A 25,741-nucleotide genomic window follows, 5' to 3' on the forward strand; every position below is an offset into this window, starting at 1 on the left:
TAATCGGTAATCGGCAAGGTGATTACGTACAGTGCTTTCATGAATGCGTAATGCTTGAGAAATCATTGCCGGGGTCCAGCCTTCGGATGCAAGCAGTACTGCTTTGATGCGGTCACGAATACGCCCGTCACGCGTTTGAGCATGCTGGGTCTCTAGGACTTGTTTTTGTTCAGGAGTAAGGAGTAGTTTCATAATCGTTAGCTTGATCCTCATTTCACTGAAAATCAAGCATCTTCATTGATCACGGGTATATAACCTAGGACGAGCACACAGTCCGGCAGATCCCAGCTCAAGGTTCTATCTAGCGAAAGCAATCACTGCGGCGCAGCAAGCGGGGAGTTACTTTGGGCAAGCCTTTGAACTCCAGCCCGATAACCTCTATCTGGATAATGCCTCACGCGAGTATCTGCGTGCTTATTTAATGGCGATGCAAAGTGTCGGCAACGAAAGAGAAAGCCTCGACATCCCGCAGTTACGCCAGCAAGCCATAAAGTGGCTGGAATTGGGTATGGCAGCAGATGACAGTACGGCGTGGACAAACTACGGCGCTCTGCTGTTGAATGAAAATGACTACAGCGGTGCGAAAGCCGCATTTTTACAAGGTGCTAAGCGTCAAGTTGCCATAGCTAACTATCATTTAGGCAGCATGGAAGAGCGCGGTTTGGGCGCAGAAGCCGATAAAGTGAAAGCACTGGCATACTTCGAGAAAGCAGCGTTAGCCGGCATGGAACAAGCTAAAACGCCCGCATATAATCTGCTTAAGGCACAACTGGAATATGAAGACGATCTCACTAAATTGGAACAGGGCATTGCCCGCTTTAATGCACTAAAACAGCAAGATGAGTATGTTCCCATCTCACTGGACTCAGTTATTCATCGCCTGACGTGGGGTAAGTTTCTGGCACAGCAGCGACAACAGATTATTTCGTTGCCAACAGCGGCCAAAACCCAATTAAGCTTGCAGGCCTGTGGTTTAGGCTACAACCAACTGCATGGCAGCACATACAATATTGGAGAAAACTCTCACTGGCGTATGGCGGCGTATCTCACCTTAGCTGACAAAATCGCCTTACCACTAGAAGGCAGAGTCGATGAACATGGCTGCGCCAGTTTAACGATTACCATGACAGATCAGCTGTATCACTTGTTACAACAAGGTGCTGTATTCGGATTACGCTTTCCCAACTACACACTGCCACTGGCATTAAGCCGGCAAGAAAATATCTTGCAGCTAACACTCATGCCTGTCGAGACCCCATTACCGGTTAATTAGTCACAGCAATTTAAGCCTGTGGCCACGCTTGCTCAGGTCACAGGCATTGTCTATTTTCGACAGCAACATCTTAATCTTGCGATTCCCTCGCCCAATATCCCGCCAACATGGCGCCAGACAAATTATGCCATATCGAAAATATCGCGCTGGGAATGGCAGAAATAGGACTAAAGAATTTAATACATAAAGCAGTGGCGAGACCGGAGTTTTGTAGGCCAACTTCGATGGAGATAGTTTTACAAACTGTGTGGTTAAAGCCTAATAAACGGCAACAGAAATAGCCTAATGCGAGACCAAGGCCATTATGTAAGAACACGGCCAGCAGAATTATGGGGCCAACTTTATCAAACTGATTGGCATTTAACGCCACGATAATCGTAATCGCCATCACAATTGCCAAGATAGAAATCAGTGGCAATGCAGGAGCGACTTTAGCCACCAGCGATTTAAAAAAATGATTGATAATCACGCCAACGCTGACAGGGATCAGCACAATTTTCACTAAACTCAGCAGCATATCGGCGAAGGGTATATCGATCATTTCCCCAATCAACAGCTTAATAATCAGTGGCGTTAACACCACGCCTGCTAAGGTTGACAGTGCCGTCATGGTTATCGATAAAGCCACGTCGCCTTTTGCTAAATAACAGACCACGTTTGAGGCGGTGCCGCCTGCAACACTGCCCACTAACACCATGCCTATGGTGAGTTCCCTATCTAATCCTAATAATAGACTGATCAATAATGCGCTGAGCGGCATGACCGAAAATTGCAGCACGAGTCCAGCGAGTACAGCACGTTTCTGTTTGAATGCATTAGCAAAATCCTGAAGATCTAAGGTGAGCCCCATAGAGAGCATGATGCTCACCAACAGCGGCACTATGGCGGATTTAAGCTCAGTAAACCAACTCGGCATCAGATAAGCTGTCATTGCGCCTATCAGTGCCAACAGCGGGAAGAAGCGGTTTACCTTTGCCAACATAGTGGGCCCTTTACATCAAGAGGTTATTTTTATCGTTCGGATGATGACAGCCGTCCCTTGGATAAACAAGCGCTAATCCGCCAGCAACAAAATGCCTAGAATGGTGATTTTCAATCTCAGTATTTAGACTGACACGGCAAGCTAACCCCTCAAATCTACAATAAATTCCGCTAAAAAATGCATGATAAAAATGCATTCTCAATCGCTAAAACATGATCTGCTTAACAAAAAGCCCGTGATTTCCTTGTTAGGAAACCGTAACTTATAACCAGTTCACGTTTTAACAATTACATACGAGGTAGTCTTATTGCGCTAGGTGGTCGTGAATTACCTAAAGCAATTTCGGTGTTTACGGTTAGCACTCTCAGATAGGAATCGTTATGTCATCAGTTATTCAAACGCTCAGCGGCGCTATCGCAACGCCTTATCAAGCGAATATTACCGTCCCTAACTGGATGCTCGGCTCGATGGAACGGGTCATGCAGTACTATGTCGATAAGAATCTTCGCCTCGATACGCTTTCCGCAGAAATGATGCCAGCACCGGTTGAAGGCAAAAAATATATGCTATACGCACATATTCCCTTCTGCCATACCCTGTGCTCTTACTGTACCTTCCACCGTTTTATGTTTAAGGAAGACAAGGCACGTGCCTACTTCATCTCATTACGTAAAGAGATGGAAATGGTCAAGGCCCTCGGCTATGACTTTGAATCTATGTACATTGGTGGTGGTACCACCACGGTATTAGAAGACGAATTAGCCCGTACCATAGAACACGCTAAAACCCTATTTCCTAGCATTAAAGAAGTCTCCTGCGAGTCCGATCCGCAGCATTTAGACAGCCCAGGCTTTAAACAGCTCAAAGGCTTAGTGGATCGCATGTCTATCGGCGTGCAAAGCTTTAATGACGATATTTTAAAAATGACCGACCGACTCGATAAATTCGGCACGGGTCAGCAAACCTTCGACAAGATCATGGGTGCCAAAGAGTTGTTTCCTATTATCAACGTCGACCTGATTTTTGGTTTCCGCGGCCAAACCGATGAAGTGATCCAACACGATCTCGACATGGCATCGCGCTTAGACCCAAGACAAATTACCACCTATCCGCTGATGATCACTCATCAAACCCGTAAGAGCGTTAAAGGCAAATTAGCGGCGCCGCAAGCGGATATGGCAAACCAATATCGCCAAATATTAAACAGCCTTAATGGTCAATATAATCAATTGTCTGCATGGGCATTTGGTAAAACCGATGACGAAGGATTTGATGAATACGTTATCGATTACGACGAATACTTAGGGGTAGGTTCTGGCTCATTTAGTTTCTTAAATGACACGCTTTATGTGAACACTTTCTCGCTACGTAAGTACCAAGAACGCATCGCAGCGGGTCAAATGGGTGTCGAGCAACAAAAGAACTACAGCAAAAAAGACGTGATGCAATATCGCTTTTTGCTGGGCATGTTCTCCGGCCGTTTATCGCGTAAATATTTCCGCGAAACCTTTGGCGTCAATTTAGATACCGCCTTATTTAAAGAAATGACCTCGATGAAACTGATTGGCGCCATCAAAAACGACCCAACAGATCCCGACAATCTGATCGTCACCGACAACGGCAAGATGATGGGTCTATTGATGATGAAAGAGTTTTACTCAGGCATGGATAACGTGCGCGCCCAGTTGCGTAAACCGCTCAAACCCTGTGATATGTAACACTTATTGATGATTGTTGATTCATAAAGACTAAACAGGCCCTTCGAGGGCCTTTTTGTTAACTCGGTTTAAAGGTAATCTTGCCCAGTACTATTAATTGAGCACAATCCCAACAATAAAGGAGTATTCGTTATGGGTTTTAATGAACAAGAAAAACAAGCCTTATTAGCACTCAAAGGCGTTGGCCCAACGGTAATTAAACGCTTCGAAGAAATTGGCATCAGCTCGCTGCAACAACTCGCCCAACACGAAGTGGATGATATTGCTAACTTAGTCGCCAGCATGCTGCGCACCACTTGCTGGAAAAATAGCCCACAAGCGCGAAATGCGATAAGTGCGGCCATCGACCTCGCCCGCGCGCAATAATCGTTCCCCATTGATACTTAAAGCATCCAACTAGAGTTAAGAAGTTCATGTCAGCACACTTAGCCATACCCCTTTTTGCTATAGTTTTACTCGTCTACGGAGAAACGGCCTCTGCCAACGACAGCAGTTTTGGCGATGCTAATGGCTCTATTACCTTGAAATATCAGCCTAATATCAGTATGGATAAAGAGTCCCTCTTCATCAGCGAGACCGAAGTCAGGGTCGATTATGTGTTTACCAACACCAGTTCGCAGGATCTTATCGTCCCCATCGCTTTCCCCATGCCACCGATGTTTTTTGGCTCCGCTGATCACAGCAGCATTGATAACTTCACCCTTAAAGTGAATGGTAATACCCAGCCAACTCAGCACAGGCTGGTTGCCCAACTTGCCGATAAAACCGATATTTCAGCCGAGCTGAAACAGCTTGGTTGGGGGATAGATGAAGTCGCTTACTTTGCCGAATATGCCGAAGTCCCCGAGGGCAAACCCGCGCTCCCCAAACAATGGTTGGATGAGGACCAACAAATCGCCTTTACCCTAAGTGATTACTTTGTGTGGGAACAAACCTTTCCCGCGGGCCAATCTGTCGATATCAGCCATAGCTACACGCCAAGCATCTCAACGGGCATCCCCGATACTGCCAGTAGTATTATTGATACTTACACTGAACTGGCCTGTTTAGATGAAAACGCCAAGCAAGGGATTAAGAAACGCAATCTCGTCGTTAAACAAGACGGTGAAGATCAGGAGATTGGCGTCGAATGGAGCCATCTTAGCTATATTTTGGTCACAGCTAATAACTGGCAAGGGTCGATTAAGGACTTCAAACTCACCCTAAAAAAATCCCAGCCCACAGATCTCATTAGCTTGTGTTTTGATGGCGAGCTTAAAAAAACTGACCCACTCACCTTTGAGTTCCAGCAAAAACAGTTCACGCCAAAGCAAGCTCTCAGCGTCCTGTTTATTCGTAAACCTAATTTTGAATAATCAAAAAAGAAGCCAGCTAGGTGCTGGCTTCTTTATAACTTGCTATTTTTAATTTAAAAACTATAGGTCATACCTAACCAGTAACGGCGGCCATCTTCGATATAACCGTATTCCTCTTGGGTAATTTCCTTATCAAAGGCGTTATAAATGCCCACACTAAATTTCAGGCTATCGTTCAACTGGTAGTTAGCCCCCAAATCCAGCAGAGTATAAGAAGGGGCGATTAAACTGCTCGATGAAGGTCCTGTCGTCGGTTGGCTCTCTTCGCCACGGTAGTTCACCCTCAACCAAGTGCTTAAATTATCAATAGGCTCGTAGTTGAAAGACGCTTGGATCAAATGCTTAGGCAATTGATTCAATGGGCTACCTTTATAAACACCTGTCTTTTGCTCTGAATCCGTATAGGTATAGTTACCTGTCAAACTCAAGTTTGAGCGAATGCGATAGTCGATACTCAGTTCAATCCCTTGGGTCACAGCTTCGTCGACGTTCACATAAGTCGTCGGATTAGAACCAAATTGATTTGGACCATCGGTACATTGAGTCGCAGGACAGGCTACGCGGGTGATCTTGTCATTAAACTCGTTATAGAACACACCCGCGCTGGCGGTAATGCTCTCGGTCAGATCAGAATACAAACCTAACTCGTAGTTAACTGAAGTTTCAGGTTGTAAATCTGGATTACCGTACATGTTGCCACCGCGGCTAACTTGTCCCCAGTCGGGCACTGTCTGGCGTAAACTCGGCGCCCTAAACCCTGTTGATACACCGCCCTTTAAGGTGGTGCTGTCGGTTAATCCCCACACGCCATAAACGCGCGGACTGACATGATTACCAAAGTTTTCATCATCATCCAAACGCAGCCCCATGGTCAGAGCAAAGCTATCGACAATGCGCCATTCATCCTCTGAAAACACCGACCATTGTTTGCGACTAATATCAGTTAAGTCACTCACTTGGTTACCTGTTTCGTCGGTGAGATCTTGATGGTTGAATGCTGCGCCAAAGGTCGCTGTATGACTTTGGCCTAACGTAGTGATCAGGCTAGATTGCGCATCCGTGTTAGTGATTTTCATCTTACGGGATTTATTATCAAACACTTCATGCTTGATATAACTATCCGAAGTACCAAAGTCCCAACGACCTGTATGTGAAAGGGAGAAGGTACTGTTTTCATATTCTGTCGTTGAAGATTCAGGGCAACCGCGACGACCACAGGCTTCTCCCGGTGCTAACGGTGTGACTGTTTTACCTAAACTGCTGTCGAGTTCTTGGTTAGAAGTACCAACTTCAAACATGATATCGTGATTTTCATTGGGTGTGAGCGCAAATCTCGCGGTCAAGTTAGTCGCATCGCGACCTCGGTAACCACCATAGATTTGATCTTCTTCACGCTGGGTATATTGACCATAAAGTTGCATCCCTAGCAGATCTTTGATCAAACCACCGTTGACGAAAAAGTTGCCTTGATACACATTTCCCGAGTCAGACTTTTCCTGCAAAGTGCTGTCGAGTCGCACCTCACCCTGCCACTCGTTTGGCACTTTGCGAGTGATAATGTTAATTACCCCACCAATGGCATCCGAACCATAAAGTGATGACATAGGCCCACGAACGATCTCAATTCTATCGATAGCAGCCAATGGTGGCGTCCAAGCGCCTTCAACGCCTGGGCCGTCACTGTTGGTCCGTGTCTCGCGCGAGGATTGGCGTTTACCATCCACTAAAATTAACGTGTATTGGCTACCCATGCCCCGCAGACTGATATCCTGACGGTCTGCACCGCCCGTAATCACTACGCCGGGCACTTCTAACATGGCATCGGTTAAGTCGCGGTAGAAGCGGTTATCCAGATCCTCACGGGTGATCACACTGATAGATGCTGGCGCGTCACGAATTTGTTGTTCAAATCCCGATGCGGTCACTACGATTCTTTCCATCATCTTTTCTTTATCAGGCGCGGTATCCGCAAGGACATTTGTCACAGGTACTGTGGGCAACAAACATAAAGCGGTGATCACTTGAGCGAGGTACTTCTTACGACTTAACAACATAACCGACAAGTCTCCATTAGAGCAAAGATTGTAAATGAGAACAATTTTCAATACGGCAATGTATCTCTATGTTACAATCAGCTCAAGTTAGACTTTAGGTATTCACTTGTAAGAGTTACTTAAAAATGAATAAAAACATGATCAAAGGGATGATCGTTTTTGCGACAATCGCAGAAAAGGGCTCAATGAGTGCCGCAGCGCAGCAATTAAATCTCAGCTCGTCGGCGGTAAGTCAGCAAGTGACCAAGCTCGAAATGGACATGGGGATCAGCCTATTCCACCGCAATACCCGCAACCTCACACTCACCGAAGCGGGCAGTTTGTTTTATGAGAATTGCCGCAAGGTCATAGCGATAGTCGAAAGCACAGAGCAGAAACTTAATAACTTGAAAGGTATTCCATCAGGGGAATTAAAGATTGCCGCGCCTATAGGATTTGGCGGCGGCCTGTTAAGCGAACCTTTTAATTACCTGTTGGCAGCACATCCACAGATAAGTTTGAATTTACTGCTGCAAGATGGCCCGATAGATATAGTCAACGACGGTATCGATCTGGCGATTTGCATCGGCCCCTTATCGGATTCCAACCTAATTGCCCGCCATTTAGCCGATTGGCGTATGTTACTGTGCGCCTCACCTAATTATCTGCCAATGCATAAAAACCTTAGCCACCCAACGGAGTTAACTGAATTAAATCGGATCTATCACACTTATGCTAAAGGCGATATCTTAACCCACGCCTTCAGCCAAGAGTGTTTTGAACTGACAAGCCAGCGAATCAGCGTCAACAATATGCAGGCGTTAATTCAACTCACACTCGATGGTCTAGGATTTGCCGCCCTGCCCGAACCTGAAGTACACAAATACCTCGAAAGCGGCCAACTGGTCACCCTATTACCCGAATGGTCACTCAATACCTACAGTGTTTATAGCGTAACGTCGGCGCGAGATAAGCAGCCCGCAAAAGTGAAAGAAGCGCTCAATGCACTTAGCCAATACTTTAGTCAGACAGATTTTCACCAAGCCTATCATGTTAATCTGGGCCATCAAAAAGATGGCGTAAACGATAACGTAACCAATATCTTACCAATTAAAACTAAGAAAAAGTCACATCATCTTGATGTTGGTCACGCATCTTGAGGATACCTTACACGCATTCATTTCTGCGCTAAGCTGGGGTATTCTGCGGTGATAAACCGATAAAAAGATGTAACTCGATGAAAGATGTGGCCTTAGTGTTGGAAGGTGGTGGCCTCAGGGCCATTTATACCGCAGGTGTATTAGACGCGTTTTTACAGCAGTCACTTCACTTCAACTATGTAATTGGGGTATCTGCAGGTGCCATTTATCCCGCGTCCTATGTATCCCGCCAATTTGGTCGCAATCTCCACATTCAGCAGCAATATCTCAATGACAAACGCTATATGGGCATCCGCCATTGGCTGGCAACGGGTAATTATGTCAATACAGACTTTACCTACCGTCGCATGGCTTATGAGTTGCTGCCATTTGATTTTGATACATTTTTAAATAGTAATACCGAATTCAAGGTCGGCGCCTTTAACTGCAACACAGGAAAAACCGATTACTTTGGTATGGCCGATTTTAATGAACACGATAAATTGCTCGACGTGCTCATTGCCTCCTCTAGCCTGCCTTTTATGTCTAAACCCAGCGTGATCAACCAAAATCCTTACCTCGATGGCGGCATCGGCGAACCGATACCAGTAGCGCAATCACGGAAGGACGGCTACGCACGCCAAGTCGTGATCTTGACTCAAGATGAGCATTATCAAAAATCCGCGATGAAAATGAATTGGTTAGCCCGCAAAACCTATAAACACTACCCCGCAGTTGCCCATGCGTTAAGTGAGCGCCACCGAGTTTATAATCAAGCATTAGTCGAGTTAAACCAAGCCGTTGCGAATAATAACGCCTTTGTGATCCGCCCAGCGCAACCACTTCACCTATCGCGGCTCGATCGCAACATCGGGAAAGTAACCGCCGTCTATCAGCAAGGCTTAGCAGATGGGCAAAATATCTTGCCCGCATTAATCACTTGGTTAGCCGCACCAAAACTGCCTAAATCTGAGGTGTAATCGAACGCAGCACTTGGTTAATAATCAACTCTCGCAGCCATTTATGGCTCAAGTCGTGTTCGAAGTGTTTGTGCCACATCAATAAATACGCACCGGGGATCAGCTTGATGGGTGATGGTAAAGACTGAAGCTCAAAAGACTTCATCACAGCCAAGGCATAGCGCGAAGGTGCACAGAGGATCAAATCGCTCTGTTCACACAGGGTGAGAGCACTCTGAAAGTCGGTCATGTTCACGGCAATATCCCGTTTACGGCCCTCGAGTTGCAACACATCATCCAACAACCAATGCTCTAAACCGCCAAAGGCCACTTGCAGATGGCGATAACTCAAGAAGGTATCTAAATTCCATTCTTGTGTTAACGCCGGATGATCACGACGCATCAAACACACTGGATAATCCTGCACTAACTCAACATGGCATAAGTCATCGGGAATATTATTCACATGCATGGGCGAGCGCTCGTCCCACTCGCGACAACCTATGGCTAAATCGATGTCGCAACGCAGTAATCTGTCCATGGTATCGAGTCGCCACGTTTGGCAATTGAGACTCACACCGGGCGCTTGAGTGAGCAACATGGGCATAAAATGGGGAAAGGTCAGTGAATAGGTGGTTTCGACCAAATGCATTCTAAACTGTCGTTGGCTCAAGGCGGGTTCGAAGGTGTCCGGCCGAGTAAATTGCGCCAATTGCTGTAAGCATTGGCGCAACTCAGGCGCGAGTGACAAAGCCTTGGGCGTCGGTTTTAGGCCGTAGGCGGTACGCTCAAATAAAGGATCATCAAACACTTCCCTCAGACGTGTGAGCTGTTTACTCACCGCCGACTGGCTCAAATGCAACCGCGCAGCAGCGGCGGTCACGCTTTGCTCCTCAAGTAGAATTTCGAGTACGGGCAGTAAATTCAGATCCAAACGTTTTAGCATCTATGCCTCATTCACCCCAAAATAATGACTAGGGTTGCACTTTTTTAAATGGATTTAACCTTAAATTCTGCGGCAATTTCATCAATAACAGTGACAATAAAATCACAGCTATTCCCATCCATTGGCGCATATCTAAAGTTTCCCCCACAATCATGACCCCTAATGATACGGCAACCACAGGGTTGACTAAAGCGACCATACCCATGATTTCTGGCCCTAAGTTTCGCATCGACCACAGCCAAGCCCAATAGGCAACGGCGGTGTTGGCAATCACTAACCATATCAGTGAAGGTACAAGCGTCATACTCGGTAGTTGCGGTGGCCCTGCCATAAACCAAGCCAGTGGGATCAACATCAAACCGCCTAATAATAGCTGCCACGCGGTCAGCACTAAAAAGTCACCCACATCCCACTTTTGCATCCAGCGAGAAGAAAAGGCAATTAACGTCGTGGCACTCAGCATGCAAAGTACGCCGATAGGATCGAGATCCGCCGAAGGGTTAAGCAGTAAAATGACCCCACCTAATCCCATCAAACCTAATAATAACCACTTCATTCCTGGGCGTTTTTTATCAATGAGCCAAGCCAGTATTAAGAAGATGAGCGGCAGAGTAGCCCCTAAGGTTCCCGCCACCGCGCCCGGCAAACGATACGCGCCGATAAATAGCAAGGCGAAGAAGGCACCAATATTACAAAAAGCCAGCAAACCAAGCTTTGACCAAACCAAAGTTGGCAAACGAGGACGCAGCATCAGCATTAATATCCCCGCAGGCAAGGCACGCCACACGGCTACCCAGTAGGGCGACATGTCATGTAAGTAGAGACTCACTAACGCATAGGTAGTCCCCCAAAATACAGGAGCGAGTAACGCAATAATAAAGGGCATAATGACTTCTTAAAAAGTATCTTGATATTGAGATATATTACTTTGAGATAATAAAACAGGCAAGCCTTGAGATAACAATTCCACCTATTACAACCTCTATTGCATGAACTTAGCCAAATCCACCCACAACAGACACTGCGCTTGGGCACCGTTTGCCGTATAATCGGCAGTCATTTTCTACAGGCGGGCCAGTATGTTCCATATCGCACTCTATGAGCCAGAAATCGCACCTAACACAGGTAATATCATTCGCCTTTGCGCAAACAATGGCTGCCAGCTGCATTTGATTGAGCCATTAGGTTTTGATCTAGAAGAGAAAAAGCTACGCCGCGCGGGTTTGGACTATGCCGACTTAACCAATGTGACTCGCCATAAAGACTTCGATGCTTTCCTCGAAGCCATGGCAGGCAAGCGCATTATGGCCTGCACCACTAAGGGGAGTCGCCCGCATACAGAGCTGAGTTTTGCCAAAGACGATGTGCTGCTATTCGGCCCAGAAACCCGAGGTTTACCGATGGCGATTATCGAATCTATCCCCACTGAGCAGAGACTACGCATCCCCATGGCGGCCACCAGCCGTAGTTTGAATCTGTCGAATGCGGTGGCAATTATCAGCTATGAAGCATGGCGCCAACTGGATTTTGCTGGCGCACTTTAAGCGCTATCGAAGGTAAATCGGATTGGCGACTATGGAGATGGCGCGACTGGCGTCATCTCTATCCCGCGAAAAAGCTGATAGCGATCAACATCATCGTCTAAATATTGAATATTCTGCGTCCATTGCCATGCGTTAGCTTGAGCACCCGCCCCCTTTGCCTCGAACAGTAATTGAATTAACGCAGACCGGGCAGTCACCACGCCCTCGCCCAGCAAAGAATAATCGCCATTTTGACGATACAAGCTAAAGACTTGCTGCTTCTCTTGGGACACGCCATCGTAATAGGTCAACAACACTTGCTCGCCCTGCTCCCTAAACCACCAGGTTTCACTATAGGGCGCACGCGTGCCAACACTCACAGACAATAACAGCTGCCGCTTATCATGGGAGCAAAATCCGGTGACAGTCACTTTTCGTGGCACTTCCCCCACTTTGGCGGCATCGCCTCCCCATTGACCAGTAAACTGATGGCAAAACTCACTAAAACTTACCTTAGCCGCGTGCGCAGCCAGAGGAATAACAGCACTCAGTGCAATTGTCACTCCCAATAACAATCTTAATCGGTTGATTTTATTCTGCATCTACCTAGTCCTCAGCCGAAATATCACCCTAGATTAGCCTGTAATTCTGTCATCAACAAATCACAATTAGCCGACAACCATTCACAGATGCTTACACAAAGCGTCCCGCTATGGGTTATCACTCAGTTTGCTTTCATGCTCGGTTTCTATACTCTCGAATCTGCACCACAAATAAAATCATTATAACTATATGTATGATAAGGAGACTCACAGTGAAGAAGACAGGAATCTTATTGCTCTGTCTGTTGATGCCATTCGGCTCAGCATTTGCGGAGCAGGGTAAACCGCTCTCGGTGGAATTGCTCTGGCAACTTAAGCGTATTGGTAGCCCAGTCGTATCGCCCTCTGGTGAGCATATTATTGCGCCAGTCACAGAATATGATCTGAAGGAAGATAAAGGTTCGACCCAGTTATGGCGTTTTGATGGCGAAGGTAAAAATAATCGCGCGATTACAGTCAAAGGGTTAAAGGTGAGCGAGCCCGTGTTTTCACCTGACGGCAAAACCTTAGCCTTTGTGAGTGAGCGAAATGAAGACGACGCAGGCCAAATCTACCTATTGCCTATGGACGGTCCGGGTGAAGCGCAGCGCTTAACCGACATACCTACTGGCGTAAATGGTATTAAATGGGTTGGCAAGCATTTGTATTTCATCAGCAATATATTCCCAAATCAAACATGGGACGAGATGAAAACCCAACTAAAAGCCGACGAAGATAATAAGGTCTCCGCTCGCCAGTGGAACGCTTTGCCCTACGCTCAGTTTGATCACTGGTTAGATGAGCGTCGCCAAGCCCATGTATTTAGGATCCCCGCTTCGGGCGGCGAAGTCGAATCCGTGACGCAAGCACTCGGCCATGAGTTACCACGCTCGAGCCAAAGCAGTTCAAGTTACGATATTTCGCCTAATGAACGCTTAATTGCCTTCAGTACTTATGGCTCAGACAACCGTATCGACCCTAAACTGGATATTTTCCTTGCGACGATTGGCAGTGGTAAAGCAGAGAATATCACCCCAGAAAATCAAGCCGCAGATGCTGATCCCAGCTTTAGCCCCAATGGCAAAACGTTGGCTTTTACCCGTCAGAAAATCCCCGGTTTCTATGCCGATACTTCAAGGCTGATGTTACTGGATATCGATAGCCGTAAACTTAATACGCTAACACCAGAGTGGGATCGTTCGGTCAGCCAATTTAATTGGACCCCCGACAGTAAAGGCTTTTATGCCACCATCGAAGATGCCGCCACTAACCGCATTTATCATATCGATGCCAAAAACGGTAAAGTCAAAGCCATTACAGAGGCAACTGACTTTGGCCAACCCGCCATAGGCAAAGACGGTGAACTGATTGCCACCAACGAGAGCTTTTTGCACCCAGCGCGCTTGGTCAGCATTAATCCCCGCAATGGTAAGACGGTACGCCTAGAGAATTTTAATGACGATATTCTCAAAGATGTTGATTTAGGCACTTACGAATCAGTGACCTACAAGGGATATCAAGATCAAGATATTCAAATGTGGGTTCACTATCCCCCCGGATTTGATCGCAGTAAAAAGTACCCACTCTTTATGCTGGTTCACGGCGGGCCACACAACGCCATTACCGACGGTTTCCATTACCGTTGGAACGCACAAACCTTCGCCTCTTGGGGATATGTCACTGCTTGGCCAAACTTCCATGGTTCTAGCGGCTTCGGACAAGCGTTTGCCGATGCGATTAACCCAGATTGGAAGAATAAATCCCTCGAAGATGTGCTCAAGGCGGCCGACTGGTTTAAACAGCAAAGCTGGATAGACAGCGACCGCATGGTGGCGGGTGGCGCAAGTTACGGCGGTTATCTGACCTCAATTATTTTAGGTCAACCACATCCCTTTAAAGCCTTGTTGATCCACGCTGCGGTTTACGACATGTATTCACAAATGGCGTCGGATTTTGCCGTCCACAGCACCCGATTTGGCAACTACTGGGATAATCCTGAGCTGTATAAAGCCATTTCTCCCCATTACTTTGCGGCTAACTTTAATACCCCAACCTTAGTCAGTCATGGTCAACTCGACTACCGAGTGCCAGTAGGGCAAGGTTTTGAACTGTTCCGCACCCTGCAAACTCGCAAGGTAGAATCGCGGATGATTTACTTCCCCGATGAAAACCATTGGGTTATGAAACCCAATAACTCCCTCTATTGGTATAACCAAGTGAAGGATTGGATGACCCATTATGCTAAGCCGGGTGGACAATAAACGCTGAACCTAGCACCTAGCACCTAGCACCTAGCACCTAGCACCTAGCACCTAGCACCTAGCACCTAGCACCTAGCACCTCGAACAGAAAAGCAAAAGGTCTGCACTATGCAGACCTTTTTTTATCGAATCAAGCCTCGCATGATAGCTTATTGGCCAAATCCGGTGGCTTTAATATCGACGGTTTGCACTTTGCCGTACTTAGCGGCGATAGGTGCAATCTTAGCCGCGTTGCCAATCAGCACAAATTGCAGATCTTTTTGCGGGAAGTAAGTTTTCACTAACCTTTGGGTCTCTTCTAAGGTTAAACCATCCACCTTAGCTTGGAACTCATTGATAAACTTATCATCGAAACCGTACAGATACATGCCTGATAAGAGCCCCGCCAGCTGCCCTGAGGTTTCAAACTGAGGCGGGAACTGACCCTTAACGTAGGCTTTAGCCGAATCTAAGGTCGCTTGATCTACACCTTTTTCCCATAAACGTGCATAGGTTTTTAAGGCTAGATCCATCGCTTCTTGAGTGGTTTCCGTCTTAGTGAAAGTGCTGATTGTGAATACGCCCGAATCGGTATAAGGGCTAAAACCTGAGCGCGCGCCATAGGTTAGCCCCGCGTTCACCCGCAGCTCGTCGTTAAGCCAAGAGGTGAAACGACCACCTAAAATAGTGTTCACTACCGTTAAACCTACATAGTCTGGATTGTCACGACTAATACCTAAGCCCCCGATCACAAAAGTAGTTTCGATTGCATCGGGTTTATCCACCAACAAGACTTTGGCCTCGGTCAACTGAGGCAAACCTTGGTTTAAATCAGGTTGTACCAGTTTTTCGTTGCCTTGCCACTGACCAAAGGTTTGCGTCAACTTGGCTTTCATCGTCGCCACATCAAAGTCACCCACGACAGTTATCGCGGTATTGGAAGGCTGATAGTAACTCTTATGGAAGGCGCGCAGCTGCGACACTGTCACTTGTTCAAGCGAATCACTGTTACCCGAAGCCGCATTACCATAAGGATGTGCACCAAATACGAGCTTATCGAAGTAACGACCAATCACAGCTCGTGGGCTTTCTTTATCCTGCTGTAGCCCAGCAATCGCACGTTGCTTGAGTTTATCGAACTCGGCGGCATCAAAGTCCGGCGTTAACATCGCCGCGCTAAATAAGCCCAGCATCAAGTCAATGTCCTTCGCCATAAAGTCAGCACTCAGATAACTGCCTTCCTTATCCGCTTCGGCCACTAAGCTTGCACCGAGAAAATCCACTTGCTGCTCGATATCCGCCTTAGATTTCCCCGCCGCACCTAACAGCAAGCCTTCTGCTGTCATTTTTGCCACGCCTGCGGTGGTGTCATTGACAGCACCCGCACGTACCACGGCATTTAAGGTAATTAACGGCACTTCGCGCTGCGGCATTAAGTACACAGTTAAGCCGTTATCTAACACAAACTTATCGTAACTTGGCATCGCAAAGCTGCCAGTATCGACCCGCTTTGGTGCCGATGTCGCCGCGCAGCCCGCTAAGACTAAGCTGGTGCCTAAAGCCAATGCTGCCATTAACTTAGACGGTTTCGCCAGTGATGCCATCTTAAGTGATTTCATTGCTGTCGATTTCACTGCTATCGATTTCATAGGGAGGACTCCTCGGTTGCCGCCAGCACAGCCACAGTGCGATTCGATTTACGTAAGTAGGTTTGGGCAACTCGTTGAATATCCGCAGGCGTCACCTTGTTATAGGCTTCAGGTGCATTAAATAACTTGTCGTAACTGCCAAAATACATCTCATAGGTGCCTATGGTATTAGCCTTACCATTAATGGTTTCCATCGAGCGATAAAAATCCATCAACTTAATATTTTTAACTTTATCCAATTCTTGCTGGGTAATACCTTGGGCCGCAATCGCATCGATTTGCTCAATCAGCGCATGCTCCAGCGTCGAGGCTTTCACCTCAGGTGTAGCAACACCCATCACATAGAAGATGTTAGGATCGACCGACATCGGCATGTAGGTTTGCGCTTCTAAGGCCACTTGTTTATCAACCAGTGATTGATATAAACGCGAGCTATTACCTTGACTTAGAATCGAGCTTAATAAGTCCAGCGCATAAAAATCCGCATGGGTTGCCGCTGGAATATGGTATGCCAACATCACATTCGGTGTGCTGACCGATGCCTTTTGCACAAAGGTGCGACGCTCACCCTTTTGCTCAGGTTCGACAGTGCGAATCGCTTTAGGCGGAGTCTGTGCCGGAATAGGCGCAAAGTACTTATCTGCCAAGGCTTTTACTTGGGCAAGCTTTACATCACCGGCAATCACGACCACGGCATTGTTCGGCGCGTAATAGGTTTTATGGTATTGGACTAAATCTTCCAGCGACCAAGCGGCGATATCCGACTCGTGACCGATCACCGACCACGAATAAGGGTGGGCTAAAAATGCCACGCCTTTGATTTCGCCTTCGAGGGCATTCCAGTTAGAGTTTTCTAAGCCAGTGGAACGCTCCGACTGCACTACGCCACGTTCGCTATCGACCATGGCTTGGTTGATATCTAAGTTAGCGATGCGGTCAGCTTCGAGATCGAACATAGTTTCGAGCGCATTGGCGGGGAACCAATCGGTATAAACCGTCATGTCTTCAGTGGTATACGCATTGTTTGCGCCACCCGCGGCTTCCATAGTACGGTCGAACATTTTTGGGCCGTACTTTTTCGAACCGTTGAACATCATGTGTTCGAAAAAGTGCGAAATACCAGTAATGCCGGGCACTTCGTTACGTGAACCGACCTTCCAAAATAAATACATGTTGGCATTGGGAATTGAGGCATCTTCTAGCACCATGATTTTCATGCCGTTATCTAGCGTGAAACTCTTAATGTCTTCTGCCGTGGTGGCCTGTGCTTGGCTTAGGGGGTTCAAAAGTCCCATGGCCAACACCAGAGCCGATAGCGTGCGCTTCATCTTGTTCGCTCCTTGCTGTAAATATCCACATATAGAGGTAAATTGTTTAACAAATCAAGCGCAGGAAGCTTATCCCGCGCCGATTTTTTGTAAGCTCAAGTTATACCGCAGCGTTTACGGAATAATGCGTTAGCCACTTATTGGGCTTTGAGCGCCGTTAACGCCACTTTGGTCATGGCCTCAACGCCCACTTTTAGCGCACTTTCATCCACATAAAATGCCGGAGAATGATTGCTGGCCGCCGTTTCAGGGTCAGTTCCTTTTGGCGTCACCCCGAGGAAGAAAAACATACCCGGTGTTTCTAAGGCATAGTAAGCAAAGTCTTCGGCACCTGTGATTAACCCGGGTTCAATCAGCATCTTATCGCCCACCACGCTCGCAAGCACGGGCCGCATACTGGCGACTAATTCGGGATTGTTAACCACCACAGGATAACCTTGGTGGATCTCTGTGGTCGCAGTCGCACCAAGCGTTTTTGCCGATAACTCGGCCATTTGCGCTAAACGCAGTTTAATATCGGCGCGCATGGGTTGGTCGAAGGTGCGAATCGTGCCAATCAGCTCGACTTCATCGGGAATAATGTTAGAGCGAATGCCACCATTGACCGCACCAAAACTCACCACCGCCGGCGCTTTAGTGATATCCACCTGACGGCTGACGATCGTTTGCACGTTAGTGATAATTTGCGCCGCAGCGACGATAGGATCAACCCCATTCCAAGGTCGTGAACCGTGGGTTTGGCTGCCTTTCACTTTGATGGTAAAAGAGTCTTCACTCGCCATTGCTGGGCCACTGCGCAGGCCAATCATGCCACTCGGCATACTCGAGGTGACATGCATACCAAATACTTGCTCGGGTTTGCGCTGAGCAAACAGCCCTTCTTTGAGCATCAATTCCGCGCCGCCCTCTTCACCCTCTGGCGCACCTTCTTCAGCGGGTTGGAAGATAAACATCACATCCCCCGCTAGGCTTTCTTTCACTTTAACCAAGTTTTCGGCCACGCCCATTAACATAGCCACATGGGTATCGTGGCCACAGGCATGCATCACACCCACTTTTTGATCGCGATAAGTGTCTGTCACCTTAGAGGCAAAAGGCACATCGACCACTTCAGTCACAGGCAGTGCATCCATATCTGCTCGAATCGCAATCAGCGGACCAGGCTTGCCACCTTTCAGCTTTCCGCCTTTCAAAATGGCCACCACGCCCGTATGCGCCACCCCCGTTTGTACCTCTAACCCTAAAGATTTCAGATGTTTTTCAATAATCTTGCTGGTACGAAACTCACGGTTAGACAACTCAGGGTGTTGATGCAAATCACGACGCCAGTCGATCACCTTTTGCTCCACACCCGCCGCCAACTTAGCCGCATCCGGCATAGCACTGGTCGCCGCTTGCGCCGAACTCAAACCCGCGCCCATAAAACTCAAGGCTAAGGCCGAAGCGATTAAGGTCTTGGAAAAATGGGACTTATTTGCAGAGGATTTAAATTCAAATGCCTTTAGGATTGCTGATCTTGAGATAACTGATACAGCAAGTGATACAGAAGATAAAGTCATAGCGATAACCTATTGTTGTTTTTATAAGCTACCTAAACTACACGGACATTGAAGAATTGTTAATAGATTTAACTATGAAGGTAAAAGAGACAGTGCTTAATTACAGGCTGTCTTTAACCGTCATTCCTGCAATACTTGTGGGCGGGTATCCAGCTTTTAGGTAAATCAGTCTGTTCGATCTTGAGAGTATAAAAAATTTTTTCAAGTGAAACCCATGCTTAACCAATTGATTTATTATGAAATTAAGTTAAGCACAGCCATTACAATGACACGCAGCCAGTCCAGTCATGGGTGCTCGAACGTGGCATCTGCTGTATAGGACCGCTCGCATGGATGTGAATAAGCGACCATGGGGCGGACGGTCACCTCCATGGCAGCACTCAGAATGTCTGAACGTCCGCATTTTCTGGCCATGCGTGCACACTTAATCACGGTAGTTGAATTAGTTCTTAAGAGCTTTGATTAATTTTAGAGGGGAAACCGCCCCACAACAGCCGCTCACAGGGCATAAAGGCGGATTTTAGGTGGCGTGGTGAATTAGCCTAGGTAAGAATAATCACGGACACGCTTGGAGGCTAAGAAGCATTAAGACAGGGCTCAACTGCGATAAAGTTTGCCGTTTTCTCATTTAGAAAAAACTGTGACAGCCATTATGAGTCCGATTTTAATGGCCTTGTGCAAGGGACAAATCTAATAGTACTTAGCTTATCGGCTCTAACTGTTCGAAGCTCATAGGTTGATCCTCAATTTGATAGATAACTTCTGGGACATAATCGCTGTAGAACCCTAAGGTATAACCAAACTTGCGGTAGGCTAACTTTGCTAACGCGCTAAGCGGCAAGGAAATATCGCCAACTGAATGTCCCGCCATACGTGGCAGGCTATAAAACTTATCGTGGGATTGCAGCGCTAGGTACATGGCCTGCCGATATTGGACTTCATCAGCACCGCCGAAGATTTTCAACATGACGTCAATGGTTGGCAGCGTAACATTCGCGACGTGATCGTAAGATGCCGTCGATATCTTACCAAACTCAGTGGCGCTGACAAAATCTTGGATCAACGCTGCCACATCGCGCCTTTCACACGGAAGAAACCGGCCAAAATATCACTCATCATATGGGAAGGCGGATCCAACTCCCAATTAAAGTTATCGGCCTCCTTGATGCTGACCAAATAGGTCATATCTTGGTACTGATCATGCAACACCGCACTCCAAAAATAGATACTCCAGTCTGCATAGGATAAAAATCGGTTATCTGCAGGCAGTGATTTCAGCACTAAGGTGTCTGCGGGGATCTTGACACTGAGGGTATCGCCATCGGCCATCAGCTTACGTTTATAACCCTTAATACCCAGATAATGCATTTGCTGCAGATGCTCGAAGGCACGTGCCGGAGCTGCGGCGCTATGCAGTGCCTTTGATGCCAGAGCGAGATGACGATTACTGATACTCAGCAAGTCAATGTCTCTGGAATCGGTACGGATCATATTCATCACCCTATCCAGACTTTCCAAACGTTCCTGATAAAGCCAAGCATGGCCCTTGAGCCTTTCTAGGTGAAAAGGCAGCGGACGGGATAAATCGACTGATTGCATCTTGTTAATACCTTCCTCTATACCGAAATGGCAAAGCTATATCGTCATGAGTGACAATGCCACTCAGTAAACATGTCTCTATAGGCTCTATGACTACATTTATGTTAATTACGAAATAGGTGCAAAAATTAAGTGTCATATTCACTTAACTATGAGTAGCCTCATTTTGTACTCAAGAATTAATATGAGAATAGTTATTTTACTGAAAAATCTACAATTTGTGTATTGCTTGTTAAGCATTTTTCCCTAGTAAAATAATTCTCACAAAACATTGCTGTTACATGTAATTTTTTAGGAACGGGATCATAGATCATTTTAACTAGGTCTTTATCTACTATCTGACCAATAATTCCATAACGAGGCACTGATATTTTTTCGTTTAACGCACAACCAGAATCAAACATGCCATAGATGACTCCATTTTCATCCTTTATATTAAAACTGATACCACCCAATGGGTCAAAACATAGAATATAATTAAGCTCAAATTTTTTTCAGAATTATTATATATTGTTATATAAAAGTTATTTCCATTGACCTCAAATTTTAACGCCTCATTTGCCAATACAGAAAATGAGAAGACATGAAGAAAGAATAAAATTAAAGATGTTTTTATCATCCAACGCCGCCTAACTTAGTTCAAATTAACACCCCATCCAAATGCCTTCTATTCCTTTCTATCTGAATTCTGGAATAACAAGTAAAAATGGCTAGCCATAATTAACAATATGATTTTCAGCCTCAAATAGACAACATTAAATTGTCTATTTTGTCGCAATGCCATAGTCAGCACGAAAGGATTTTAACCCTCGGCTTGAAAATTGTAGGGCACGGGTATCGAGGGCTTTCTCTGCCCAGCCTTTAGTCAAAATATCCTTAAGAACCCATTGACCTAGAACACCAGCTAGATGGCTGCGACGCTCGCTCCAATCGAGGCATGACTTACACAAAGGACGGCGAGATTGACGACTTTTCGGCACATCGAATACATCATCTGGTGCACCCAGCAACGAGTGTTCTACGCCACGTTTGGCAAAAAAGGTCATCCCTGCTGCGGTAATTTTTGTTTCGCCACCTTCATGGGCGATCAAATTCTGCCGACTTAAGCTGTCGTAAAGCGCAACACCCAATTCACCCGCGAGATGGTCATAACAAACACGAGCCAGTCTCAATCTAGGGTCCGCAGGTCCATGAATGACCTTAGGGTTCGCAATGGCAGCGCTCATGTTGAGCAGACTTTCCAACAGTTCGGCCACTTGGCGGCTCTGCAGCTGAAAATACTTATGCCTCCCCTGCTTACGCACGAGCAATAGTTCACCTTCAACCAACTTAGTTAAATGGCTGCTGGCAGTCTGTGGCGTGATGTCAGCTTCAAGAGCCAGTTCTGTCGCCGTCAATGCCTCTCCGCCCATAAGAGCAATCAACATACGTGAGCGGGCGGCGTCGCCAATCAAGTTGGCAATAAAAGCGATGTTAGGTTCCATGCTTGTAATCTCATTCGAGGACAGTTCGATAACCATCGAAGCATTAAGTTTTCAGGTAATTACAATGCAACTAAAACCTTTACCACACAAGTCAATGGCGCCAAACACTATGAAAATCACCTGTTTTATCGAATACAAAATAAACCCCTTCAAATTGGAACAATTTGCCCAATATGCTGAAAACTGGGGCGATATAATTCCAGCCTACGGCGGCGAACTCCTTGGCTACTTTCTGCCACACGAAGGCACCAACGATACTGCATTTGGTCTCATTAGCTTCGATAGTCTGGCCCACTATGAACGCTATAGAGACAAACTGAAGACAGAAGCCGCAGGCAAGGCAAATTTTCAGTTGGCCAAGCAAGGAGAGTTCATTTTGAGTGAAAAACGCAGTTTCCTAAAGCCGATAGCCAAGACCTATCAAAGAGCTGCTGAGACAAAACTATGATGGTAGTTATTTTTGAAGTCGTGCCGAATCCCGGCTGCCAAGAAAGGTATTTAGAGATAGCCGCCGACCTGAAATCAAGCCTGAGTAACATTGAAGGATTTATTTCAATCGAACGGTTTCAGAGCATGGTCAATCCCGAACGCCTATTATCGTTGTCATTCTGGGAGAATGAGGCTGCGGTTCAGGCTTGGCGACAACAGATATATCACCGCGAGGCACAAACTCAAGGACGCGTACAATTATTTGCCGACTATCGCCTGCGGGTTGCCGAAGTTGTTCGTGACTATGGCATGTTCGACCGCGCTCAGGCACCTAAGGGCAACTGATATGCTGCGACTTGAATAGCGTGCCTTACAGGCACTCAGTCCTAGCAACAAAGAGTATACTCGCCGGCGAAATTTGACCCACAATACTAAACGCTAGGCGCCACTCTAAAATGGTTTTTTATGTAAATACTGGGGTTGTATCTTGGCTTATATAGCCCCATACCCGAAAACAAGAGCCTTCCATAGCGTATTTAATTCCGTGTCTATTTAGAATGGTAAGAATTTCACTGCTCCTATCGGTCTCCTTAGGTGCAACTAAACGACCACGATACTCGGAAACTATTGGATTAAAGTCTAGCCACTCGATACCTGAACTTTCTTCATAGATCTCGTTCCACCAAACGGCACTAAATCCTAAAATATCCTCTGATGAAATCAGTTTGTACCTTACGCTAATAGATAGAAAATGAAGCTCTTCAAAATCATAACAAAGCTCGCGCCACTTAGTTTTATTCATCACTGAGACTAACTGGCGTTCATTAATTATTTTTCGATATCTCTCGTGCATGATTTCAAGTCCAACTCATTTTTAGTGCGTGTGTATCCAGACATGAGCAAAAACAATCCTCCTTAAATAGAAACTAAATCACAATCTCACTTTAACTGGTTAATTTTTTGGGGTTATTCGTGACCATCTCTGTGAGAATGTGCTGTTAATGAATGGATTAGCGCCAGCGTATTTGGGTCAATTGGCAGATCATTTAACTCTCGCTCAGCTAAAGGATCGAAAGATATCCCAATGGACTCATGACCCGTAGTAAAAAATCCGTGTAATTCATGCTGCCATGGTAGGGGAAAATCAAGTGGTGGTAGTGGCGCATTGGCCATATGGAACCTCCACAGATTGACTAAACCATGAGCGTTAACACAGTAACATTTTTCCAGTAGCGAGAACTCCTGCTGCAGGCGATTAGACTTGACTATAATGGCTATGTTATCGATAAACGAGGTCATATCCTGATTGATGATGGCGGCTAGGCTGCGCAGCATCGCCATGCTGTATTTCGAGTCTTTTAGGTTTGTAAGTTGATGGCGTAACTTATCTGACACGGCTGTGGCACCTAAAATGGCATATACGGCATTGCAGGCCAAGAGTGTCACCCTATGCCCAGTTAAAAAAGGCGGCACAAATCGCTGTTTATAGGCTGTAATAGTAGGTAAATCATGGATGGCTAGTGCCGCCAACAAGGGCCAAATATGTAGGCTATCTGTACCCGAATAATCCCCATCCCGCACTAATCGCGTCAAACAACCAAAGCGCCCCGCTAATGTCAGGCAGTTCATAAACTCATCGAAGTTATTAAAGGCCACCCGTTGGATTATGGCTAATTGGGTTAAATCATTTTCTATGTAGCAGATGCGATTGATCCATTCGTTAGCGGAGAGATGACGACTCTCTTTTACACACTGTTGTAGGATAGCGAGTTTGGCGACTTGAGGCTCAGTTAACTGCTTGTCATTTTCTGCCAATCTCTGCAATGCGTTTAGTGCTTGGTCTCTGTCTTTTTTAGGGTAGCTTTTCACATCATACCTCACTTCATGTTGCCCTGAAGTTCAAAATGTAATCATAGGTTTACTAGGCTTATCGAGTAGTGGACGTTTATTTTCGTTATCCTTAATCCTCAATTAATTCATCTGGATATAGCGCGATTTGCGCCAAGGATTGTGCAAAAAATTGGCTTAGATCTGGGCTAATAAAGTCCATCATATCGGGGTCATGGGTGTATGCGATCACTTGTCCCATTTGGCCTAATGCCGAGGGCGAATGATCTGTAATCAAGAGTAATGTACCGCCCCCAAATTGGGCAAAGGGCAACCAACCTTCTTGATACCATCCCGATTGGATTTTGGGATCCCGCACTTCTGGCTCTTGGTAATTAGCGTAGTGCTGGGCCCGTTTTTTCATTCGGTCACGATATGCAAGAGATGAGGCTAAAGACAAAAAATCATACCGGCAAAAGTAATCTTTCCGGGCAAATACTGTGCTCCACTCATTGCCGCCATTGGCATATCCCCAAAGCTCCCTTAACGGAGAAACAAATTTAAAACCTAATTGTTTTTCGGCTTCATCTAAGGCCGAATTTGATAAGCCACGATCCAGTTCTAATGTTTGATTCATGTTGGCGTAAATAGCACTCAATGCTTGTAGATACGTCTTAACATCCATTGTATTTATTCCTTCATCTTGACACTTGGCCGCAGTATTAATCCATTTGCTTTATACCGCGAACATATACACTTGGCGAACTTAGTTAATCGAATTAACCACATAAATTCTATTTTCATATTGCTACGACAGATTCTGTCACAGCCTTCTATTACTTATAAGCCGCTATTCCAGCCATACCTTATTAACTAGATATACCCAATCAACCTGAAGATGCGTGGGTAAAGAGCTGAAAATTATCATTGATCCGCGACGCTAAACTTTCACCAATATCGGGTAATGTTTCTTTGAAAAATTTATCCAGTGCGGACCTGAAATCTCGCTTATTTTTGAAGTACACGCTGTTCCTCGCGTGCTCATTCATGACCTTCCACAGTCTTTCTATCGGATTGAGGTTCGGGCTGTAAGGCGGTAAATAATGCAACTCAATAT

27 protein-coding genes are annotated in these 25,741 nt (G+C 46.2%); 10 read left to right on the plus strand and 17 right to left on the minus strand.

The genetic code is table 11. The features are described from left to right. Positions 1–192 (minus strand): helix-turn-helix domain-containing protein (locus L5M38_RS21155; RefSeq protein ID WP_263180247.1); only part of this gene is annotated, 192 nt, incomplete at its 3' end. Positions 193–421: 229 nt separating this feature from the next. Between L5M38_RS21155 and L5M38_RS21160 the strand changes: the two genes are divergently transcribed. Then, positions 422–1,273, plus strand: coding sequence for a tetratricopeptide repeat protein (locus tag L5M38_RS21160; RefSeq protein WP_263180248.1), 852 nt, complete (start codon positions 422–424; stop codon positions 1,271–1,273). Positions 1,274–1,343: 70 nt separating this feature from the next. On the opposite strand, the gene L5M38_RS21165 is transcribed toward L5M38_RS21160, so the two are convergent. Next, positions 1,344–2,255: a bile acid:sodium symporter family protein gene (locus L5M38_RS21165; protein WP_263180250.1), complete on the minus strand. Its 912-nt coding sequence runs from the start codon at positions 2,253–2,255 to the stop codon at positions 1,344–1,346. 380 nt (positions 2,256–2,635) lie between these two features. On the opposite strand from L5M38_RS21165, the gene L5M38_RS21170 reads away from it, so the two are divergent. The 3 genes from L5M38_RS21170 (at position 2,636) to L5M38_RS21180 (ending at position 5,328) form a co-directional block, all read left to right on the plus strand. After that, the gene (locus L5M38_RS21170; RefSeq protein WP_105250563.1) at positions 2,636–3,973 is read left to right on the plus strand and encodes a coproporphyrinogen III oxidase family protein; all 1,338 of its coding nucleotides are present in this window, start codon (positions 2,636–2,638) and stop codon (positions 3,971–3,973) included. A gap of 132 nt (positions 3,974–4,105) precedes the next feature. Continuing rightward, positions 4,106–4,339 (plus strand): hypothetical protein, encoded by a 234-nt coding sequence (locus L5M38_RS21175; RefSeq protein WP_011787794.1) that lies wholly within the window; start codon positions 4,106–4,108, stop codon positions 4,337–4,339. A gap of 47 nt (positions 4,340–4,386) precedes the next feature. Continuing rightward, a complete protein-coding gene (locus L5M38_RS21180; protein ID WP_263180251.1) occupies positions 4,387–5,328 on the plus strand; it encodes a DUF4424 domain-containing protein in 942 nt (313 codons plus the stop codon). 53 nt (positions 5,329–5,381) lie between these two features. Here the strand turns inward: L5M38_RS21180 and L5M38_RS21185 are convergent, their stop codons facing one another. Continuing rightward, on the minus strand, positions 5,382–7,382 hold the full coding sequence (locus L5M38_RS21185) for a ligand-gated channel protein (protein ID WP_263180252.1): 2,001 nt from the start codon (positions 7,380–7,382) through the stop codon (positions 5,382–5,384). A 125-nt stretch (positions 7,383–7,507) separates the two neighbouring features. On the opposite strand from L5M38_RS21185, the gene L5M38_RS21190 reads away from it, so the two are divergent. Continuing rightward, the gene (locus tag L5M38_RS21190) at positions 7,508–8,521 is read left to right on the plus strand and encodes a LysR family transcriptional regulator (protein ID WP_263180254.1); all 1,014 of its coding nucleotides are present in this window, start codon (positions 7,508–7,510) and stop codon (positions 8,519–8,521) included. 77 nt (positions 8,522–8,598) lie between these two features. Then, the gene (locus L5M38_RS21195) at positions 8,599–9,480 is read left to right on the plus strand and encodes a patatin family protein (RefSeq protein WP_263180256.1); all 882 of its coding nucleotides are present in this window, start codon (positions 8,599–8,601) and stop codon (positions 9,478–9,480) included. On the opposite strand, the gene L5M38_RS21200 is transcribed toward L5M38_RS21195, so the two are convergent. Continuing rightward, the gene (locus L5M38_RS21200) at positions 9,464–10,405 is read right to left on the minus strand and encodes a LysR family transcriptional regulator (RefSeq protein ID WP_263180257.1); all 942 of its coding nucleotides are present in this window, start codon (positions 10,403–10,405) and stop codon (positions 9,464–9,466) included. The genes L5M38_RS21195 and L5M38_RS21200 overlap by 17 nt on opposite strands. Before the next feature lie 28 nt (positions 10,406–10,433). Further along, a complete protein-coding gene (locus tag L5M38_RS21205; RefSeq protein WP_131525530.1) occupies positions 10,434–11,291 on the minus strand; it encodes a DMT family transporter in 858 nt (285 codons plus the stop codon). Positions 11,292–11,484: 193 nt separating this feature from the next. Between L5M38_RS21205 and trmL the strand changes: the two genes are divergently transcribed. Beyond that, entirely contained in the window at positions 11,485–11,949 is a 465-nt protein-coding gene (gene trmL, locus L5M38_RS21210) for a tRNA (uridine(34)/cytosine(34)/5-carboxymethylaminomethyluridine(34)-2'-O)-methyltransferase TrmL (protein ID WP_006079682.1), read from the plus strand. A 29-nt stretch (positions 11,950–11,978) separates the two neighbouring features. Here the strand turns inward: trmL and L5M38_RS21215 are convergent, their stop codons facing one another. Then, positions 11,979–12,530, minus strand: coding sequence for a hypothetical protein (locus L5M38_RS21215; protein WP_263180259.1), 552 nt, complete (start codon positions 12,528–12,530; stop codon positions 11,979–11,981). A gap of 212 nt (positions 12,531–12,742) precedes the next feature. Between L5M38_RS21215 and L5M38_RS21220 the strand changes: the two genes are divergently transcribed. Further along, positions 12,743–14,770, plus strand: a complete 2,028-nt coding sequence (locus tag L5M38_RS21220) for an alpha/beta hydrolase family protein (protein ID WP_263180261.1) — start codon at positions 12,743–12,745, stop codon at positions 14,768–14,770. Between the two features lie 149 nt (positions 14,771–14,919). On the opposite strand, the gene L5M38_RS21225 is transcribed toward L5M38_RS21220, so the two are convergent. The 7 genes from L5M38_RS21225 to L5M38_RS21255 form a co-directional block, all read right to left on the minus strand. Next, complete coding sequence (locus L5M38_RS21225; protein WP_263180262.1) at positions 14,920–16,398, minus strand: M16 family metallopeptidase; 1,479 nt, start codon at positions 16,396–16,398, stop codon at positions 14,920–14,922. Next, positions 16,395–17,726, minus strand: a complete 1,332-nt coding sequence (locus L5M38_RS21230) for a M16 family metallopeptidase (RefSeq protein WP_263180264.1) — start codon at positions 17,724–17,726, stop codon at positions 16,395–16,397. Before L5M38_RS21230 ends, L5M38_RS21225 begins: the two co-directional genes overlap by 4 nt. 137 nt (positions 17,727–17,863) lie before the next feature. Beyond that, the gene (locus L5M38_RS21235) at positions 17,864–19,285 is read right to left on the minus strand and encodes an amidohydrolase (RefSeq protein WP_263180266.1); all 1,422 of its coding nucleotides are present in this window, start codon (positions 19,283–19,285) and stop codon (positions 17,864–17,866) included. A 700-nt stretch (positions 19,286–19,985) separates the two neighbouring features. After that, positions 19,986–20,357, minus strand: a complete 372-nt coding sequence (locus L5M38_RS21240; protein ID WP_263168500.1) for an immunity 49 family protein — start codon at positions 20,355–20,357, stop codon at positions 19,986–19,988. Further along, entirely contained in the window at positions 20,345–20,884 is a 540-nt protein-coding gene (locus L5M38_RS21245; protein WP_263168502.1) for a hypothetical protein, read from the minus strand. The genes L5M38_RS21240 and L5M38_RS21245 overlap by 13 nt, the downstream gene beginning before the upstream one ends. Before the next feature lie 194 nt (positions 20,885–21,078). Beyond that, on the minus strand, positions 21,079–21,288 hold the full coding sequence (locus L5M38_RS21250) for a hypothetical protein (protein ID WP_063882396.1): 210 nt from the start codon (positions 21,286–21,288) through the stop codon (positions 21,079–21,081). A 360-nt stretch (positions 21,289–21,648) separates the two neighbouring features. Then, entirely contained in the window at positions 21,649–22,368 is a 720-nt protein-coding gene (locus L5M38_RS21255; protein ID WP_263168508.1) for an ArsR/SmtB family transcription factor, read from the minus strand. A 64-nt stretch (positions 22,369–22,432) separates the two neighbouring features. Between L5M38_RS21255 and L5M38_RS21260 the strand changes: the two genes are divergently transcribed. Then, positions 22,433–22,816 (plus strand): NIPSNAP family protein, encoded by a 384-nt coding sequence (locus tag L5M38_RS21260; RefSeq protein ID WP_310795145.1) that lies wholly within the window; start codon positions 22,433–22,435, stop codon positions 22,814–22,816. Continuing rightward, positions 22,813–23,142, plus strand: a complete 330-nt coding sequence (locus L5M38_RS21265; protein WP_263168509.1) for an antibiotic biosynthesis monooxygenase family protein — start codon at positions 22,813–22,815, stop codon at positions 23,140–23,142. The genes L5M38_RS21260 and L5M38_RS21265 overlap by 4 nt, the downstream gene beginning before the upstream one ends. A gap of 118 nt (positions 23,143–23,260) precedes the next feature. Here the strand turns inward: L5M38_RS21265 and L5M38_RS21270 are convergent, their stop codons facing one another. The 4 genes from L5M38_RS21270 to L5M38_RS21285 form a co-directional block, all read right to left on the minus strand. Next, positions 23,261–23,650: a DUF6678 family protein gene (locus L5M38_RS21270; protein WP_263168512.1), complete on the minus strand. Its 390-nt coding sequence runs from the start codon at positions 23,648–23,650 to the stop codon at positions 23,261–23,263. Between the two features lie 113 nt (positions 23,651–23,763). After that, positions 23,764–24,666: a hypothetical protein gene (locus tag L5M38_RS21275; RefSeq protein ID WP_263168514.1), complete on the minus strand. Its 903-nt coding sequence runs from the start codon at positions 24,664–24,666 to the stop codon at positions 23,764–23,766. Between the two features lie 91 nt (positions 24,667–24,757). After that, the gene (locus tag L5M38_RS21280; RefSeq protein WP_263168516.1) at positions 24,758–25,309 is read right to left on the minus strand and encodes an SMI1/KNR4 family protein; all 552 of its coding nucleotides are present in this window, start codon (positions 25,307–25,309) and stop codon (positions 24,758–24,760) included. A gap of 202 nt (positions 25,310–25,511) precedes the next feature. Next, positions 25,512–25,741 (minus strand): transposase (locus L5M38_RS21285; protein ID WP_263179543.1); only part of this gene is annotated, 230 nt, incomplete at its 5' end.

This window comes from Shewanella sp. SM101 (assembly GCF_025654465.1).
Lineage (GTDB): Bacteria > Pseudomonadota > Gammaproteobacteria > Enterobacterales > Shewanellaceae > Shewanella > Shewanella oncorhynchi.